Here is a 17,491-nt window from a genome sequence, read left to right as displayed (position 1 = left end):
CGGGGAGTCTGGTGGGAGTATATCACTGCTTCTTATTTAAGGCGTTTCTTTAATCCCATGAACGAATGCCTGCAACGCCTCCCCCGTGCCATTAAACACATTAAAATCTACCGGACCATTAATGCCATCCACCTGTCCACGGTCGGAATGCTGCCAGAAACGCCAGGCCAGGCCGTCATTGTCCGGGCGACGTTGATAATAGTGAGCCACCCACCACGGATATTCATTGAAATATCCCGCCAGATTAGTGTGATAAAACGTCGCACCAGCATAAATAATCGGCTTTTTTCCCGTGCTCTTTTCAACCATTTTTAACCACTGACTGACCCGCTTGCGTAATTCTTTTGCCGATAATTTCCCCCGCTCTTCTACGTCCAGCACCGCAGGAAAATCATCTTGTGTAAAATCCACCGTTTGCAGAAATAATCGAGCCTGAACCGGCGCAGCTACCGACGGGGAAAAATAGTGATACGCCCCGCGCAGTAGGCCATTTTCGCGGCTTTGACGCCAGTTACGCGAAAAATATGGATCCACCAGCTTTTCGCCTTCCGTCGCCTTAATAAAGGCAAATTGTAAGCGGATACCGTTATCGCGCATTTTTGCCACCCGCTGCCAGTCGATCCGCTCCTGCCAGCGTGAAACATCTATTCCGTGAATGGTGTAACTGGCAGGAATGCGAATAGCAAAAGATTTGACCGGGCGATAACCGTAAAAGTGAATGTAGTCTTTGATCTGAACTGCTGTCGAATAGAAAAAATTCACCGTCTGGTGGGGATAAATCGCAACGATGGAAATTAGCCCCAGAGCGCATAACAAGGCGGTGAATTTTTTGCGACTGACGATTTTTAGCTGCATTAGTTTCATCCCTGAATTTCAGCGCAAAAAAGCTGACAATAACCAAAGCAGCTATAGTACGGTGCTCACCACCAGGCGTGGAAGTGGTGAACCGGACCAATTCCGTGGCCGACTTCCAGTGAGTCTGCCTGGGCTAACGCTGCCGACAGCCAGCTTTTTGCTTCCTGAACGGTATCAGCCCAGTTTGTATGACGCGGGCGCAACGCCGCCAGTGCCGCAGAGAGCGTACAACCGGTGCCGTGGGTGTTTTTGGTCATAATACGCGGCGCAGCAAAGCGTTGTTCGCCGTCGCGAGTAAACAACCAGTCCGGGCTTTGTTCATCATCCAGATGACCGCCTTTCATCAGCACAGCGCCACAGCCCATCGCCAATAATTCACGTCCCTGCTCCAGCATTTCCTGTTCATTACGCGCGTGTGGCGCATCGAGCAAAGCGGCTGCTTCCGGCAAGTTCGGAGTAATTAATGAAACCTGTGGCAATAATCGACTACGCAGCGTGGCTACCGCCGAAGGTGAAAGCAGAGGGTCGCCGCTTTTCGCCAGCATGACGGTATCCAGCACCACGTTTTGGATCTGATAACGTTGCAGCCGTTCTGCTACCGCTTCAACGATATCGGTTTCTGCCAACATGCCGATTTTGGTGGTGTCGATTCGCACATCGCTGAACACCGAATCAAGCTGTGCGGCGACAAAATCAGGCTCAATGCGATACACCGACTGTACGCCACGGGTATTTTGCGCCACCAGCGCGGTGATTACCGAACAGCCGTAAGCGCCAAGTGCCGAAAAAGTTTTAAGATCGGCCTGAATCCCCGCGCCGCCGCTCGGGTCAGTACCGGCTATCGTCAGAGCGTTAATCCGTTTCATGCCTGCACCTCCTGCGTCAGCTGCCAGAGCGCATCAAGGAAATGTGGGACGAAACTGCCCGGCCCTTTGCTTCTGATGACTGCGCGTTCTCCCGCTTGTTTCATCCAGTGACAGGCAGATGCGACATTTTTCAACTGATCGCCTGGTAATGCACAACAGGCAGCGACAACTGCCGATAATGCGCAGCCAGTTCCTACTACTCTGGTCATTAACGGGTCACCGCCATGAATGCCAACGGTGCGACAACCATCGGTAACATAATCCACGTCGCCAGTGACCACGACGATTGCGCCAGTTTCATTTGCCAGAGTTTGTGCGGCGGGCAACGCGTTGGCGGCGGCGTCAGTGGTATCCACACCACGACCACCATTAGCGATGCCTGCTAATACCATGATTTCCGAAGCATTACCGCGTATGGCGCTTGGTTTATGAGACAAGAGTTCCAGACAAAAACGGCGGCGATAATCGAGTGCACCAACCGCTACTGGATCAAGCGTCCAGGGCGTTTGGGAGCGTTTTGCCTGTTCTATGGCGGCACGCATCGCCTGTGCGCGTGGCTGCGTCAATGTACCAACGTTAATCAGCAAGGCACTGGCAATTGCCGCAAATTGACTGGCCTCTTCGGTTTCGATAACCATCGCTGGCGATGCGCCGAGCGCCAGTAAAGTATTGGCAGTAAAGGTTTGCACCACATCATTGGTCATGCAATGCACAAGGGGGGAATATTGGTGAAAAAGGTGTAACACGGGCGCAGATTGCGCCGGACTCAGCAGGTCGACTTGCATAATTTGCTCCTGCCATAACGTGAAGAAGCAATGACCTGGCGGTCTGTGACTTCCCTACGCTGGCATTATCCAGATCAGGTGATACGGGTATTTCTCAGCCTTCACGCAGAAGGGCACCCCGAGTCGTTTGGTTGCGATGATGAATCGCAAAGGAGGATGTTAATGTCCGGCGCGCACGTTGTAAACGAGGAAAAACGGCAGTATTACAATAACGTTACGGAACTATTTTATATAAGAATCCAGCACCTTAAGGACAACATCCAGGTCTTCTTCACGCTTTAGTTCATCACCCTGGTGAACAATGTGTTCCGTCAGATGCCCTTTAATCACTTCCCGCATCAGGCCGTTTACCGCACCACGAATGGCGGCAATCTGTTGTAGAACGGCAGCGCATTCATGCGGTTCATCGAGCATTTTCTTAAGCGCAACGACCTGGCCCTGAATCTTACTGGCACGCGCTTTCAGTTTCTGTTTATCGCGGATGGTATGAGACATGGCAACACCTGGTTAACAAGATAATGAAAAATCATAGCACTATTAATCTACTGGGGGGTAGTATCATGTACTGGGGGGGAGTAGAATCTCTGCATCCATTTAATACTAAGAATTATTATCATGACCGAATTTACCACTCTTCTTCAGCAAGGAAACGCCTGGTTTTTTATTCCCAGCGCCATCTTACTTGGTGCGCTTCATGGCCTGGAGCCAGGGCACTCAAAAACGATGATGGCGGCGTTTATCATCGCCATTAAAGGTACGATTAAACAGGCGGTAATGCTTGGACTGGCAGCAACCATTTCGCATACTGCGGTAGTCTGGTTGATTGCCTTTGGCGGGATGGTGATCAGCAAACGCTTTACCGCGCAGTCGGCGGAACCGTGGCTACAGTTAATTTCTGCGGTCATCATTCTCGGCACCGCATTATGGATGTTCTGGCGCACATGGCGCGGTGAACGAAACTGGCTTGAGAATATGCACGGGCATGATCACGAGCACCACCATCATGACCATGATCACGAACATCATCACCATCACGAACATGGCGAGAATGTCGAATATCAGGACGCCCATGAGCTGGCTCACGCAAATGACATTAAACGACGCTTTGATGGCAGGGAAGTCACGAACTGGCAGATTTTACTGTTTGGCTTGACTGGCGGACTGATCCCCTGCCCTGCAGCGATAATTGTGCTGCTGATTTGTATTCAACTGAAAGCCCTCACTCTGGGAGCAACTCTGGTAGTTAGCTTCAGTATTGGCCTCGCGTTAACGCTGGTCACCGTGGGCGTTGGCGCAGCAATCAGTGTCCAGCAAGTGGCAAAACGCTGGAGCGGCTTTAACACACTCGCCAAAAAAGCCCCCTATTTTTCCAGCCTGTTAATTGGCTTAGTCGGAGTGTATATGGGCGTGCATGGCGTTATGGGCATAATGCGATAACTCAATCCTTTGGGCTTGCATGTTATCTTCAACCCAGGATGATTCTTAAATCAGCTATTTCCGCTGACTCTTCGCCCGATGAGGATGCTTTTACAGCATCCTTTCATTTACACTTTTTACGAAATCATGGGATCACTAACAAAATATCGCTTGTCGGTTATATTGTATGACAGGAAAGATATGCGACTGATTTTACTGATCCCCAACGTGGAGAGTATATGACCATAAGAAATAAGTTATTGTTGGGTGCGCTGTTGCTGGCAACCAGCGTAGCGTGGGCCGCACCGGCCACTGCGGGTTCGACCAATGCCTCTGGAATTTCAAAGTATGAGTTGAGCAGTTTCATCGCTGACTTCAAGCATTTCAAACCAGGCGATACCGTTCCAGAGATGTACCGCACCGATGAGTACAATATTAAGCAGTGGCAGTTGCGTAACCTGCCTGCGCCTGACGCCGGAACCCACTGGACCTATATGGGTGGCGCATATGTGTTGATCAACGACACTGACGGTAAAATCATTAAAGCCTACGACGGCGAAATATTTTACCATCGCTAAAAAAAGCCCCCTCATCATGAGGGGGAAATGCAGACACCTTGTTATTTTTTATTATTAGCCACTTGCTCGTCTTACTTGTTATTAGTCATATTTCACGTTGATTAATGTGGTAGCCTCCAGTGCGCCAGATTTAACTTTGTTTTTATCATAAACATAGTAACTGGCTGTTATTGGAATTGAGACCGTTGTATCTGTAATTTTTGACTTCGCCGCAATTTCCTTTAAATTTGTATATCCTGTACTACTGTCAGTGATATTTAAAAGTGTGACTGGCGAACCATTACTTTCAAGAATAAATCCTACGCCATTATCTTCCGCACCTTTCAGTATCGTGTTACTGCTGGTTAACAAGTCAGAACTTGATAAATACACCTGCATTTTCCGTGATGTTTGATTTTGTTGACCTAATAAATTTTTACAACGCAGAATAATATCCCCTTTCTTGCTATTTATTGTTGTTTTGTTACCTGTGGCTGGTAACTGTGAAACGGGAATACTCTCTAAAGTAATTAATAAATCATCAGGTTTGCAGGTCGTTGTTATCGGGTTGTATGACAATGCCAGACTAAAGGAATAGACACCTGCATTCTGTGCCAATGCATTTCTGTAGCTATTCACACATGCATCCCACGACTTTCCTCCTAACAAACACAATAAAAATTGTACTGCGGCACTCCCACGCGTTGTTGATGAAGCACTGGATAATGTCGCGACACCATTAATCATCACTGCTCCGCCGCCCCCCGCAGAAACATTCACTTTCGCGTTACTGGCTGCCGATGTCACCGTTACTGAATAACCACTGGTGAAACTGGTCTGGTTATTTGATAATGTGATGCTGCTTTTGTTAGTCCATTCAAAATGTAAATTTAATTTGATGGTATCGTTATAAAGCCCAACAATAATATCCGAAGGACTCATGGGGGTAATGGTATTCGTACTCACGCATGACGAATCATTAAAATTATGTTCATATGTCGCTGTTTGTGTTTGAGTTAGCGCAAAATCCCCCTGAACAACCAAATTATGCTGCGCTGACAACTCTCCATAACATGCCGCATAGCTCGCAGGTATAACCATCATCATGAATATAAATAACATTATACTATTTTTCATAGAACCACCTGACTATTACTGGCAAATATAATTTTTACTTTCATCAATCTCTTTACCGAAGGTGATTATGCATGAAAGTCCTTGTCGTTTATCAATTGCCACATTAACCGATGGCGGTATATCATTGGTGCGAATAAATAACTGGCTTCCCTGACCGACAACGCCAATATTATGACCATGGATATCATTGACTTCATAACCAAACGTTAATGGTTGTCCATCCGCTCTTAACGCTTTTATAAACCAGGGCTTGCGCTGATCGGTATCAAAATTAACCAGCACGACCGCACCGCGATAAGGGGCGGCAATTTTCCGGTTACCGCGTAATTCTGTTTCGCTATCGCTTTGCGACACATCCAGCATCAGGTGATTTTCCCGATAAGAGGTCATTCCGTCGTATACCACCACCCCATTATGATTTGTCGTGCGATATTTTTGTCCATTCACGTAGGCATCTTTAATTCCTGGTGCATACATCACAGCAAACGTTTCAGAAAGACGGTTTGCCAGATTCACACCGCCAGACCAGGCGATAACGCCCCCTGAAATACTGGCTCCAGCCTGCCTATACGTGCTGGACTGACTATAACTACCATTCACTGTCGCCATCGGCGCGTTCCAGGTTAAATTTGCACCAGCTGTCGTTTCATTTCCCTGATGCTGATGACTCAGGTTGACACCATAGTTAAACTGATCGCGGCTCCCAACCGTTCCCGATATTCCTGTATTGTTTGAGGCAAGCCCCTGATCATCAAACGTCGTTGAGTTAGACATATATATTTGCCGCCGTGGTGTCGTGACGTCATCACCCCAGTCAAAGGGAATCGAGATAAAAATATTAAAGCGTTTCTCTTCATGATGATTCTCGTCATACGCCTGACTTGCTGCGAGGGTATAGCTTATCCGTTGCAAGTTATTGGAGTAACTCAACTGATAATCTTTACTGCTGCCGCTACGCCCCCAGTAATCTCGCCATAACGTACTTAATGACACAGAACCCCAGCCTTCGGGCAATGACTGGCTCATATTGGCAGAGAAGCTATTTTTACGGCCAAAATCATTCTGGTAATAATCGGCAATATCATAGACATCATTTTTATCGCGACGATAATTATCTTTATTATTTGCCCAGACATAATCGTTAAACGTCCGATAATCGCGCGAAGAATAACGCCAGGCTGCCAGGCCAAAACGCGTCGATGTTTGAGTCACAAATTTGTTGTAGGCTATCTGATAACTTTGTCCGTCAAAAACATCGCCATTATCTTGCTTACTATGAGATTTTGTTGCATCGACAGAAATTGCGCCAATGCGTGTATTCCAGCCAGTCCCAAGAGTAAACGCGTAGTAATTATTGGCAATCATCGTGCCGCCATACAGCGTTAATAAATTATTAAAGCCATACTGGTAACCGACCTGAACAAAATCGCTTTGCTTATTTGCTCCTTCAATATGGCTACGACCCGCCGCAAAATCATATTTCGACACGCCCGGTTGCAACATATTTGGCACCGCCGAATAAGGCACCAGATACGTGGTAACCGAACCGTCAGCCTCTTTCACGCTAACATCAAGATCCGCTCCACCGCCCGCTAATTGCAGGTCAGTAATCGAAAATGGGCCTGGCGGAACCTCCTTCTGATAAACAATAAAACCGTTTTGTTCAATAGTTACCAGCGCGTTACTCTGCGCAATCCCCTGCACCCGTGGGGTAAAATTTTGCTTCGAGTCAGGCAACATCTGCATATCGCGAAACAGTCGCACGCCGCTGAAGCGAACAGAGTCAAAGATATCACTTGAGGTGTACATATCACCAACACGCAGCGTGCCGAGAATTTGTGCAAATCCGCGTTCCAGATACAGGGTATTGCTTTTCCAAACTCCTGGATTGTTATCCGTTTTGCTGAAACTGGCATCAGAATGCAGTTGCCACCCCAGCAGATTTAATCCACTGTTAAAACGAATATAACTACTCTTACTATTACCCGACGCTTTATAGTCGCTGTAATACTGGCTCATATAATAAGAGGTATAAAAAGCATTAATACCCCGTTCCCAGTTTTCCGGCGGAACATAACCACTTTCCAGTTCATCAACCCAGGCTTGCGGAACGCTGAAATCTAAACGAAAAACACCGATATCCCAGGCATAGCTCCCGCCCTGAACAAGTTGCTCTAATGTTAAACATTGACTGCCACTGGCGAAGTTATCGGTATTAATACCTAACCGCTTTATAATTTCTCTCGCCAGGCATGTTTCTTCGGGATTATCCTTAACGATAACCTCGTATTTTCCACGCCATTGCTTATTGACATAAATATCGACGTCATACTGGCCCGGTAAAGGTTGATTATCATCCAGGCGAATATGAGCAACCTGTTGGTCTTTCATTCCGCCCATCATAAAATGGGTATCAAAGGTTTCTTCTGCTGCATGAACTTCAATGCCGAGCAATAACACAACGATTGCTGATGCGAGTGGGGTTATTCTCAACATAGGCAGCTCCTGCAATTAAATTTTGTCGCTAATATAGTTGCCATCATCATCAATAATGGTCAAATGCCAGTTATTCGTATTATTAGTTTTGACGTTAACACTCTGGCTTTCTAATGGCGCAATCATGATGGTTTCATAATTGACTTTGACATTATTCGCTTTTACATCGGAAATAGTCACCCAGTTCGGCGAATTATTTTTTATCACCAGTCCATTGCCGCTACGATTTACCAGTAATTTCTTAAACGTTGCTTTATTTACCGGAGCAATACCCGACGGTCGGTAAAACAATTTGATTCTGTTTTGCATCGCAAACTTCAGTGCATTCTTGCCTTCTTGTTCTGGACTATTTGGTGGAATATCCAGAACATTCAGATAAAAAACACTCTCCTTATTAGTAGGCAGCTTATTCGGCATAATTTTAATTTTTACTTGCTGCCCGGAATTTGCTCCTATTTTTGCCACTGGCGGCGTTAACATGAAAGGAACCTGAATTTTTTCTGGTGGCAGCGACGTGTCGCCATCATCAATCCACGCCTGCAGCAGCGAAGAGCGATTTCCCTGATTCATCAACTGCACCATCACTTCTTTTTTTTCTGCCGGGTAAATAATTCGCGTCCCGTAGATGACAATTCCGGCATGGGCGGGAATGCCCATAGAAAAAATGAGTAAAGGTAATAATCCTTTCATCTTAATGCCCCTTGAATTAAAAGGCCGCCATGGGGATAGCGGCCATGTTTATTGCCTGGAGAAGCTTGCAAATTTATTTAATTATTAATCCTGAGCCACACGCATAACTAAAGAAGATACCACATCACCTGATTGCACTGAGCTTTCTGTCAGTTTCAGGTATTTTGCTTTAAACGGAATCGCATATTGACCATCCGCTGTTTTATAGCTTTCAATATTAAAAGGCGCTGAAACATCCAGTACATCACTGTTATCACCTAAATAGAGATAATAACCCACGGTATCGTTACTACTGGCTATAGCCTTATCATTTCCGGTTATTTTATCATTGGTGATCAACGAGAGTTTTACACCAGCTACTTCTTTCGGACAGCTAATTTTTAACATGCTACTGGTTACACCGACGGCATCATCATAGGTAGAATATTTCGCTTTACCTTCAAAGACAGTGGTTGGTACGGTTGGCATATTAATACTTACTGAATCACCACCCGCTTCAAATTTACACGGAGACTCTGCAATATTCCCCTTAATGGTTAAAGTTCCGGTATCAACGTCTGCAGCAAATACGCCAGCACTCATGAAAAAAGAAGAAAAGACAGCGGCAGCAATAATTGAATGTTTCATAATAGGTTCCTTAATAGAATTTATTTTGATTGTTAAGACTCTGTATCTCGTGGAAACAAATTTCTCACATCAAAAAGGTTACCGCAATGTAAACACATTGTTTTATTGATTTAAAGCAAATTAACCATTGCAATATAATTACAACAAATACTTAAAAGAGTTAAATATTTATCCCATCTATTAATTGATATAATTTATTGTTAACCACATTCTTCAAATATATAAAAAAGCTCAAATCATTCATAAGAGTGATTTGAGCTTTCAAAATATGATTAAAACAGTGTTGCCTGATTAATCGTAGCGATTTAATACGATTCGACGTTTGCTATCGTTGCCCGCTACCAGCTCTGTAGTAACGCCTTTTACCGGCGAAGAAATACGATGACGGGTATCAACGCTTTGCGATACCTGACCGCAATGCTGTTGGGGTTGGCTATTAACAATATCCATACTGCATGTCGGGGGGCTGATCCTGCCATTGATATTTAATGTGGCAGTATCTGATGAGAACGCGGGTGACGCCAATCCATAAGCGAGAAAAATAATTCCTGACAGCCAATACTTATTCATTGAACGTTATCCCTGTAGTAAAGGTTATGCCTGGATAGATTGAGTGCATAACAAACTATAGCTGTACATCCACTACACAGCCACGAAGGATGATAAAGAGGCTTTACCTGTACGATCAATCTACTTTGTACAGTTTAGGACTAAGATCCGCTGAATATTTGCAGCATTAAAAAAGTGTTCATTTAAAGCCACAAAAATAAATACACCGCATCAATATATTATTGCTGCGGTGTATAAGGAATGACCAGAAAGGTTAATACGCGTTAGACCGCGCGGAAGGAAATCTCGCCAGGAATGACTTCACCCTGCCAGTAGAGCTGGGCAGCCACGCGGTCAGCCAGCTGGCGGTAGATAGTGGTAAATTCACTTTCCGGACGACTGATAACCGTTGGCGTGCCTTTATCGAGATCTTCACGTAAGGAGATGTGTAACGGCATCTGCCCCAGCAACTGTGTGTGATATTTCTCGGCCAGTTTCTCTGCACCACCAGTGCCGAAAATCGGTTCATGGTGACCACAGTTACTGCAAATATGGACGCTCATGTTCTCGACAATACCGAGCACCGGAACTTCGACTTTCTCGAACATCACAATGCCTTTTTTCGCGTCGATCAACGCGATGTCCTGCGGCGTGGTGACCACGACTGCACCGGTTACTGGAATGTTTTGCGCCAGTGTCAATTGAATGTCACCGGTGCCTGGCGGCATGTCGAGCACCAGATAGTCGAGATCCGGCCACAAAGTTTCCTGCAACATCTGCATTAACGCCTTGCTCGCCATCGGACCACGCCACACCATCGCGTTGTCGTCAGTGACCAGATAACCAATTGAATTGGTTGCCAGGCCATGAGACATAATCGGTGCCATGTGAGTCCCGTCCGGCGAGGTCGGGCGCTGATTTTCTGCCCCCAGCATGGTTGGGATAGACGGACCATAAATGTCGGCATCCAGAATGCCGACTTTCGCGCCTTCCGCCGCCAGCGCCAGCGCCAGGTTTACTGCCGTGGAGGATTTACCCACGCCGCCTTTGCCGGAACTGACCGCGATAATGTTCTTCACGCCGTTAATTCCCGGCTGATTTTTAACGCGTTTCAGGGTGGCAATGTTATGCGACAGTTTCCAGTCGATAGCTTTTGCCCCGGTGATACGCAGCAATTCGGCGCTACATTGCTCTTTTAACTCTTCGAACGCGCTATGCCAGACGAACGGCATAACCAGCTCCACATGCAGGGTGTCGTCCATCCAGGCGACATGATGCAACGCTTTCAGCGTGGTAAGGTTATGCTTCAGGGTTGGGTGCTGAAAATTAGCCAGTGTCCCGGCGACCATTGCGCGCAAGGCTTCTGGTGATTTGGCCTGGGATTGTTCGTTCATCCCGACTCCTTATTTATATAGATAAACCATCAGCTAAATAGTTTACCTGAAGAAAATAGATAAGTACTTACTTAACATTTTCCCATTTGGTACTATCTAACCCCTTTTCACTACTAAGAAGTAATGCCTACTATGACTCAAGTCGCGAAGAAAATTCTGGTGACGTGCGCACTGCCGTACGCTAACGGCTCAATCCACCTCGGCCATATGCTGGAGCACATCCAGGCTGATGTCTGGGTCCGTTACCAGCGAATGCGCGGCCACGAGGTCAACTTCATCTGCGCCGACGATGCCCACGGTACACCGATCATGCTGAAAGCCCAGCAGCTTGGTATCACCCCGGAGCAGATGATTGGCGAAATGAGTCAGGAGCATCAGACTGATTTCGCAGGCTTTAACATCAGCTATGACAACTATCACTCAACGCACAGTGAAGAGAACCGTCAGTTGTCTGAGCTTATCTATACTCGCCTGAAAGAGAACGGTTTTATTAAAAACCGCACCATCTCTCAGCTGTACGATCCGGAAAAAGGCATGTTCCTGCCGGACCGTTTTGTGAAAGGCACCTGCCCGAAATGTAAAGCACCGGATCAATACGGCGATAACTGCGAAGTCTGCGGCGCAACATATAGCCCGACGGAACTGATCGAGCCGAAATCAGTGGTTTCTGGCGCTACGCCGGTAATGCGTGATTCCGAACACTTCTTCTTTGATCTGCCTTCTTTCAGCGAAATGTTGCAGGCATGGACCCGCAGCGGCGCGTTGCAGGAGCAGGTAGCAAACAAAATGCAGGAATGGTTTGAATCCGGCCTGCAACAGTGGGACATCTCCCGCGACGCACCGTACTTCGGTTTTGAAATTCCGAACGCGCCGGGCAAATACTTCTACGTCTGGCTGGACGCACCGATTGGCTACATGGGTTCCTTCAAGAATCTGTGCGACAAGCGTGGCGATACCGTAAGCTTCGATGAGTACTGGAAGAAAGATTCCACCGCCGAACTGTACCACTTCATCGGTAAAGATATCGTTTACTTCCACAGCCTGTTCTGGCCAGCCATGCTGGAAGGTAGCAACTTCCGCAAGCCGACCAATCTGTTTGTTCACGGCTATGTAACGGTGAACGGCGCGAAGATGTCCAAGTCTCGCGGCACGTTCATTAAAGCCAGCACCTGGCTGAATCACTTTGACGCCGACAGCCTGCGCTACTACTACACCGCGAAACTCTCTTCGCGTATTGATGATATCGATCTCAACCTGGAAGATTTCGTTCAGCGTGTAAATGCCGATATCGTGAACAAAGTGGTGAATCTGGCCTCCCGTAACGCGGGCTTTATCAACAAACGTTTTGACGGCGTGCTGGCAAGCGAGCTGGCAGACCCTGAACTGTACAAAACCTTTACCGATGCAGCCGAAGCGATTGGAGAAGCGTGGGAAAGCCGCGAATTTGGTAAAGCTGTGCGCGAAATCATGGCGCTGGCTGACCTGGCTAACCGCTATGTTGACGAGCAGGCTCCGTGGGTGGTGGCGAAACAGGAAGGTCGCGATGCCGACCTGCAGGCGATTTGCTCAATGGGCATTAACCTGTTCCGCGTGCTGATGACGTACCTGAAACCGGTACTGCCGAAACTGACCGAGCGTGCGGAAGCGTTCCTGAATACGGAACTGACCTGGGATGGCATCCAGCAACCGCTGCTGGAGCACAAAGTTAATCCGTTCAAAGCACTGTATAACCGCATCGACATGAAGCAGGTTGAAGCACTGGTGGAAGCCTCTAAAGAAGAAGTGAAAGCCACTGCCGCGCCAGTTACTGGCCCGCTGGCTGATGATCCGATTCAGGAAACCATCACCTTTGACGACTTCGCCAAAGTTGACCTGCGCGTGGCGCTGATTGAAAACGCAGAGTTTGTTGAGGGTTCTGACAAACTGCTGCGCCTGACGCTGGATCTCGGCGGTGAAAAACGCAATGTCTTCTCCGGCATTCGTTCTGCCTACCCGGACCCGCAGGCGCTGATTGGTCGTCACACCATTATGGTGGCTAACCTGGCACCGCGTAAAATGCGCTTTGGTATCTCCGAAGGCATGGTGATGGCCGCAGGTCCTGGCGGGAAAGATATCTTCCTGTTAAGCCCGGATGCCGGTGCTAAACCGGGTCATCAAGTGAAATAATCCCCTTCAAGGCGCTGCATCGACAGCGCCTTTTCTTTATAAATTCCTAAAGTTGTTTTCTCGCCTTTTTGTCGCTCTGTAACCTGCGCAAATGCTGTTAGCATCTGTATTAAACTGGATAAAATTACAGGGATGCAGAATGAGACACTTTATCTATCAGGACGAGAAATCACATAAATTCTGGGCGGTGGCGCAGCAGGAAAACGAACTGCATATTAGCTGGGGAAAAGTCGACACCAACGGGCAAAGCCAGGTAAAAAGATTTGCGGATGCTGCTGCTGCGGAAAAAGCAGAGCTGAAGCTAATCGCGGAGAAAATGAAGAAGGGTTATGTGGAAGGTGACTCGGTAAATATGGTTCTCCCGCCAGTCACAAAAGAAAGCCCCCCTTCTGAAGTTAAAACTGCAGTTGTAAGTAAAAACAAACGCCCATGGCTTGCTAATGATGCAGCCATTGCGTTAACTGACGATATTAATCGATTTGCTTTTCCTCATCGCACCAGGCCAAGAGAAATTAATTATCTGCGCAATAAAGGTGAGGTATGGAAGCGCATTGCAGATAGCACTTATGCATATGATTTAAAAAAATACTACAGTTCTTATCCGGAAAACTGGCAGCAGGCGTTTGCCGAATTACAGTTGCGAATCCAGGATAATCTACAGACAGGTAGTGCGCAGTCTGATGCGGCATTACTCTGGCACTCCTGGAACTCTTACTCAACAGATGAACTGGTCGATGACTTAGTCGTTCGTTGTGGCCTGGAAACTACCGTTGAAATCACCCTTCTCGCTCTTCAACTTAGATATAAAACAGTAAAAGCCGCCGTCACGACCATAATTCCTCCCAATCTCGAAGCAGAATCGCTACCGAACTGGCATCAACGTCTATGTCATCATCTTTCACTCGCTTCAGAAGATGAGTGGCAACGCTGTGTAGATAAAGTACTTGCTGCTATTCCCTCGCTCTCCCCGGCACGGCAACCTTTTGCGGCGCTACTGATCCCTGAACGACCGGATATCGCCAATGCCATGGCGCTACGTTATGCAGATCAAAACGTTCCGGCGATGACCTGGTTAAGACTGGTGGTAACCGATGATGCTGCACTGAATACAGTGGAAAAATACGACTTCCCATCATTGCATCGTAATTTTCGCGCTTATCTGGCAATGTTGGTGGCGAATCATGGGGTGCATGGTGTAAGTCGGATACTTTTTGAGTTAACGGAAGATCATTCTGACAATCCCTGTTATCTCTTCGAGCGCATCAGTGAAACCGAAAACCTTGTCAAATGGCTATGGAAAACGAATCACCCGGATGCGATTCAAATTCTGATCCTCGGTGTAATTGGCAAGAAAAAGCACCTGGAATACTTAAGCAAAGCCTGTCAAAAACATCCTGCTGCGGCTATTGCCGCTTATGCTACTTTGTTGGCAATACATGAAGATGCACAGTGGCGTAACGCACTTGTCAAACTGATTACCGCCACGCCAGAGTTGGTATGTGACGTTATTCCCTGGGTTAATGCTAAAGCGGCAGGTATCTTATCTGAATGTCGTCCGCAACCTGCGACTGAAGAATGTGAATATGCCACTGCGGATATGTTGCCAGAGCTGTTTACTTCGCCACCGTGGGTAATAAATAAGAAAAAGAATGCAGTACCCGTATTTGATTTACCGATACTTCCCGTTCCTGCCGTCACTGATATCACACCAGGAATTACAGAATTAATCAGTTATACTGACATATCCAGATTCAGTGACATCGCAAAATATCAGGCATCACAGCAAACATTATTTACCGATCTGCCACTAATTGAAAAAGAAAGCTGGGAGACATCTTTCATTCCTTTTACACCAGAACAACAAATTCTCTGGCGACTGGGGTTTAAGGAATGGCGCAGAACCGGAGAAGAACAATACGAAAAAAAAATAATGCCACAAAGCGCAGTTGATGCCCTGTTACGTTTCGATTTCCCGGCGCTGAAAGCAGAGTTTGCGCAATACCATAACAAAGGCAGTAAATCCTGGCAGTTGTACGCTCTCTGTTTCCTACCCACTCAACATGCTATTTCTTTCCTCAATCAAATAATCAATGAAGAAGAATTCTCCGGCGAGAAAGAGATTCTGGCGATTTTTGGTGATGCGGCCATTCCTGCGTTTATGAAATGTCTGCAACGTAAGCCACAACAGTTGTGGATATTCACTCTCTTCCTGGGCGTCAGCGAATTAGCATTACAGATGGCGCAGCGATTACAGAAAACAATGTCTGCTGAAGATGCCCGAAAATGGCTGGCTAAATTCCCACGCCATGCCGCCGCCGGGCTACTTCCTGTGGCACTGGGCAAACAAGGAAAAGATCGTGATTATGCCCGCCAGGCGCTCCGCCTGCTGGTGAAATTAAACCAGCGAGAAACGATTGAGGAAATCGCCCAAGGGTATAACCAACCTGATGTTTTAGCTGCGCTGGCAACATTGTTCGATAGCGATCCGCTGGAAGAATATCCCGCCAAAATCGCCCCTCTGCCCGGCTTTTATCAGTTCAGCTTATGGCGCAGACCACGGCTTAAAAGTAACAACCTGCCTCTGCCAGATGACGCTATGCGCCACCTCGGCACTATGTTGAGCTTTCCTCGCGACATTACCGCCTACGCTGGGCTGGATATCATTAGAGAAACCTTCACCCGCGAATCACTGGCTGAATTTGGCTGGGATCTGTATACCGCCTGGACAGAAGCTGGCGCCCCCGCAAAAGAAAACTGGGCATTTACTTCGCTTGGGATTTTAGGCAATGACGACACCGCGCGTAAATTAACCCCGCTCATCCGCGCCTGGCCGGGGGAATCCCAGCATAAACGGGCGGTTTCCGGGCTGAATGTATTGGCTGATATTGGCAGCGATATTGCGCTGATGTTGCTTAATGGCATTGCGCAAAAGATTAAATTCAAAGCATTACAGGAACATGCCCGCGACAAAATCAGTATGGCCGCCGAAAATCGCGGGCTGACAATGGCCGAACTGGAAGACCGCCTGGCTCCAGATTTAGGACTTGATACCCACGGTTCTCTGACACTTGATTTCGGTTCACGTCAATTCACCGTTGGTTTTGATGAAACCTTAAAACCCGTGGTGCGCGACGCAAACGGCAAAGTTCTGAAAGATTTACCCAAACCAAACCAGAGCGATGATAAAACACTGGCAACTGACGCCGTTAACCTCTTCAAACAGTTGAAAAAAGATGTACGCGCCATAGCCAGCCAGCAGATTGCTCGCCTGGAACAGGCTATGTGCCAGCGCAGACGCTGGACGGCAGAGCAGTTCCGCCTGTTCCTGGCAGAACATCCGTTGATGTGTCACTTAACCCGACGACTGTTATGGGGGGTATATAACGATGAAAACACCCTTATGACCTGTTTCCGCGTGGCAGAAGACAGAACTTACAGCAATGCACAGGATGAGCTATTCACGCTGCCAGCAGGGAACATCGGTATTCCGCATGTGCTGGAAATCTCCCCTGAATCCGCCGCTGCATTCAGGCAAATTTACGCTGATTACGAACTGCTTCCCCCCTTCCAACAGCTCGACCGTTGTAGTTACCACCTTGCTGACAATGAACGCAGCGCCCATGAATTGACACGCTGGAGCGGACGGCTTTGCCAGGCCGGGCGCATTGTCGGACTGGAACGCAGAGGCTGGCAACGCCTGGAAGAAAGCGGCAGCGTCTATGCAATGCGCAAATCTACCCTTTATGGCGATCTCGAACTTGAAACAGAACCTTTCTCATTGATTTATGGTGAAACGGGTTATGGCGATTTACTACCTGTTGAAAGCGTAAAAATCACTTCGCCAGGGGAACGCTACAGTACACAGTCCTCGCTCACTTTCTCGGCGCTTGATGCCATCACCGCCAGCGAACTCATTAACGATATTGAATCACTGTTTGATTAAAAGGATTTAA

At 47.4% G+C, this 17,491-nt stretch carries 14 protein-coding genes and 1 riboswitch; of the genes, 4 read left to right on the top strand and 10 right to left on the bottom strand.

Going from position 1 to position 17,491, the window contains the following annotated elements:
- Nucleotides 1–36: 36 nt before the first annotated feature.
- The 4 genes from A7589_RS01080 to rcnR all read right to left on the bottom strand — a co-directional run bounded on the left by A7589_RS01080 (nt 37) and on the right by rcnR (nt 3,001).
- A complete protein-coding gene (locus A7589_RS01080; RefSeq protein WP_010353786.1) occupies nt 37–855 on the bottom strand; it encodes a glycoside hydrolase family 25 protein in 819 nt (272 codons plus the stop codon).
- 65 nt (nt 856–920) lie between these two features.
- A complete protein-coding gene (gene thiD, locus A7589_RS01075) occupies nt 921–1,721 on the bottom strand; it encodes a bifunctional hydroxymethylpyrimidine kinase/phosphomethylpyrimidine kinase (protein ID WP_000822265.1) in 801 nt (266 codons plus the stop codon).
- The gene (gene thiM / locus A7589_RS01070) at nt 1,718–2,506 is read right to left on the bottom strand and encodes a hydroxyethylthiazole kinase (RefSeq protein ID WP_001195573.1); all 789 of its coding nucleotides are present in this window, start codon (nt 2,504–2,506) and stop codon (nt 1,718–1,720) included. Before thiM ends, thiD begins: the two co-directional genes overlap by 4 nt.
- 34 nt (nt 2,507–2,540) lie before the next feature.
- Nucleotides 2,541–2,637: riboswitch (TPP riboswitch) on the bottom strand.
- A 91-nt stretch (nt 2,638–2,728) separates the two neighbouring features.
- Nucleotides 2,729–3,001: a Ni(II)/Co(II)-binding transcriptional repressor RcnR gene (gene rcnR / locus A7589_RS01065; protein ID WP_000019944.1), complete on the bottom strand. Its 273-nt coding sequence runs from the start codon at nt 2,999–3,001 to the stop codon at nt 2,729–2,731.
- 120 nt (nt 3,002–3,121) lie between these two features.
- On the opposite strand from rcnR, the gene A7589_RS01060 reads away from it, so the two are divergent.
- Nucleotides 3,122–3,943 (top strand): nickel/cobalt efflux protein RcnA, encoded by an 822-nt coding sequence (locus tag A7589_RS01060; RefSeq protein WP_108188691.1) that lies wholly within the window; start codon nt 3,122–3,124, stop codon nt 3,941–3,943.
- A gap of 218 nt (nt 3,944–4,161) precedes the next feature.
- Nucleotides 4,162–4,500, top strand: a complete 339-nt coding sequence (gene rcnB / locus A7589_RS01055) for a Ni(II)/Co(II) efflux transporter accessory subunit RcnB (RefSeq protein ID WP_000155512.1) — start codon at nt 4,162–4,164, stop codon at nt 4,498–4,500.
- A gap of 81 nt (nt 4,501–4,581) precedes the next feature.
- Here the strand turns inward: rcnB and A7589_RS01050 are convergent, their stop codons facing one another.
- The 6 genes from A7589_RS01050 to apbC all read right to left on the bottom strand — a co-directional run bounded on the left by A7589_RS01050 (nt 4,582) and on the right by apbC (nt 11,372).
- A complete protein-coding gene (locus tag A7589_RS01050; RefSeq protein ID WP_000797965.1) occupies nt 4,582–5,616 on the bottom strand; it encodes a putative fimbrial-like adhesin protein in 1,035 nt (344 codons plus the stop codon).
- A 15-nt stretch (nt 5,617–5,631) separates the two neighbouring features.
- Nucleotides 5,632–8,112 carry a fimbrial biogenesis outer membrane usher protein gene (locus tag A7589_RS01045; RefSeq protein ID WP_108188690.1) on the bottom strand — a complete coding sequence of 827 codons (2,481 nt, stop codon included), beginning with the start codon at nt 8,110–8,112 and terminating at the stop codon, nt 5,632–5,634.
- 15 nt (nt 8,113–8,127) lie between these two features.
- Nucleotides 8,128–8,802, bottom strand: a complete 675-nt coding sequence (locus tag A7589_RS01040; RefSeq protein ID WP_000677377.1) for a fimbria/pilus periplasmic chaperone — start codon at nt 8,800–8,802, stop codon at nt 8,128–8,130.
- An 84-nt stretch (nt 8,803–8,886) separates the two neighbouring features.
- On the bottom strand, nt 8,887–9,429 hold the full coding sequence (locus A7589_RS01035) for a fimbrial protein (protein ID WP_000682825.1): 543 nt from the start codon (nt 9,427–9,429) through the stop codon (nt 8,887–8,889).
- A gap of 291 nt (nt 9,430–9,720) precedes the next feature.
- Entirely contained in the window at nt 9,721–9,999 is a 279-nt protein-coding gene (locus A7589_RS01030; protein WP_032337105.1) for a DUF2574 family protein, read from the bottom strand.
- A gap of 263 nt (nt 10,000–10,262) precedes the next feature.
- Entirely contained in the window at nt 10,263–11,372 is a 1,110-nt protein-coding gene (gene apbC, locus A7589_RS01025) for an iron-sulfur cluster carrier protein ApbC (protein WP_001005449.1), read from the bottom strand.
- Between the two features lie 132 nt (nt 11,373–11,504).
- On the opposite strand from apbC, the gene metG reads away from it, so the two are divergent.
- The gene (gene metG, locus A7589_RS01020; RefSeq protein ID WP_010354047.1) at nt 11,505–13,538 is read left to right on the top strand and encodes a methionine--tRNA ligase; all 2,034 of its coding nucleotides are present in this window, start codon (nt 11,505–11,507) and stop codon (nt 13,536–13,538) included.
- A gap of 139 nt (nt 13,539–13,677) precedes the next feature.
- Nucleotides 13,678–17,481 carry a DUF4132 domain-containing protein gene (locus tag A7589_RS01015; protein WP_001215571.1) on the top strand — a complete coding sequence of 1,268 codons (3,804 nt, stop codon included), beginning with the start codon at nt 13,678–13,680 and terminating at the stop codon, nt 17,479–17,481.
- Nucleotides 17,482–17,491 lie beyond the last annotated feature (10 nt).

The sequence above is a fragment of the Escherichia sp. MOD1-EC6475 genome, from assembly GCF_003046645.1.
In the GTDB taxonomy this organism is placed as follows: domain Bacteria; phylum Pseudomonadota; class Gammaproteobacteria; order Enterobacterales; family Enterobacteriaceae; genus Escherichia; species Escherichia ruysiae.
This window is presented reverse-complemented; position numbering and strand designations above follow the sequence as displayed.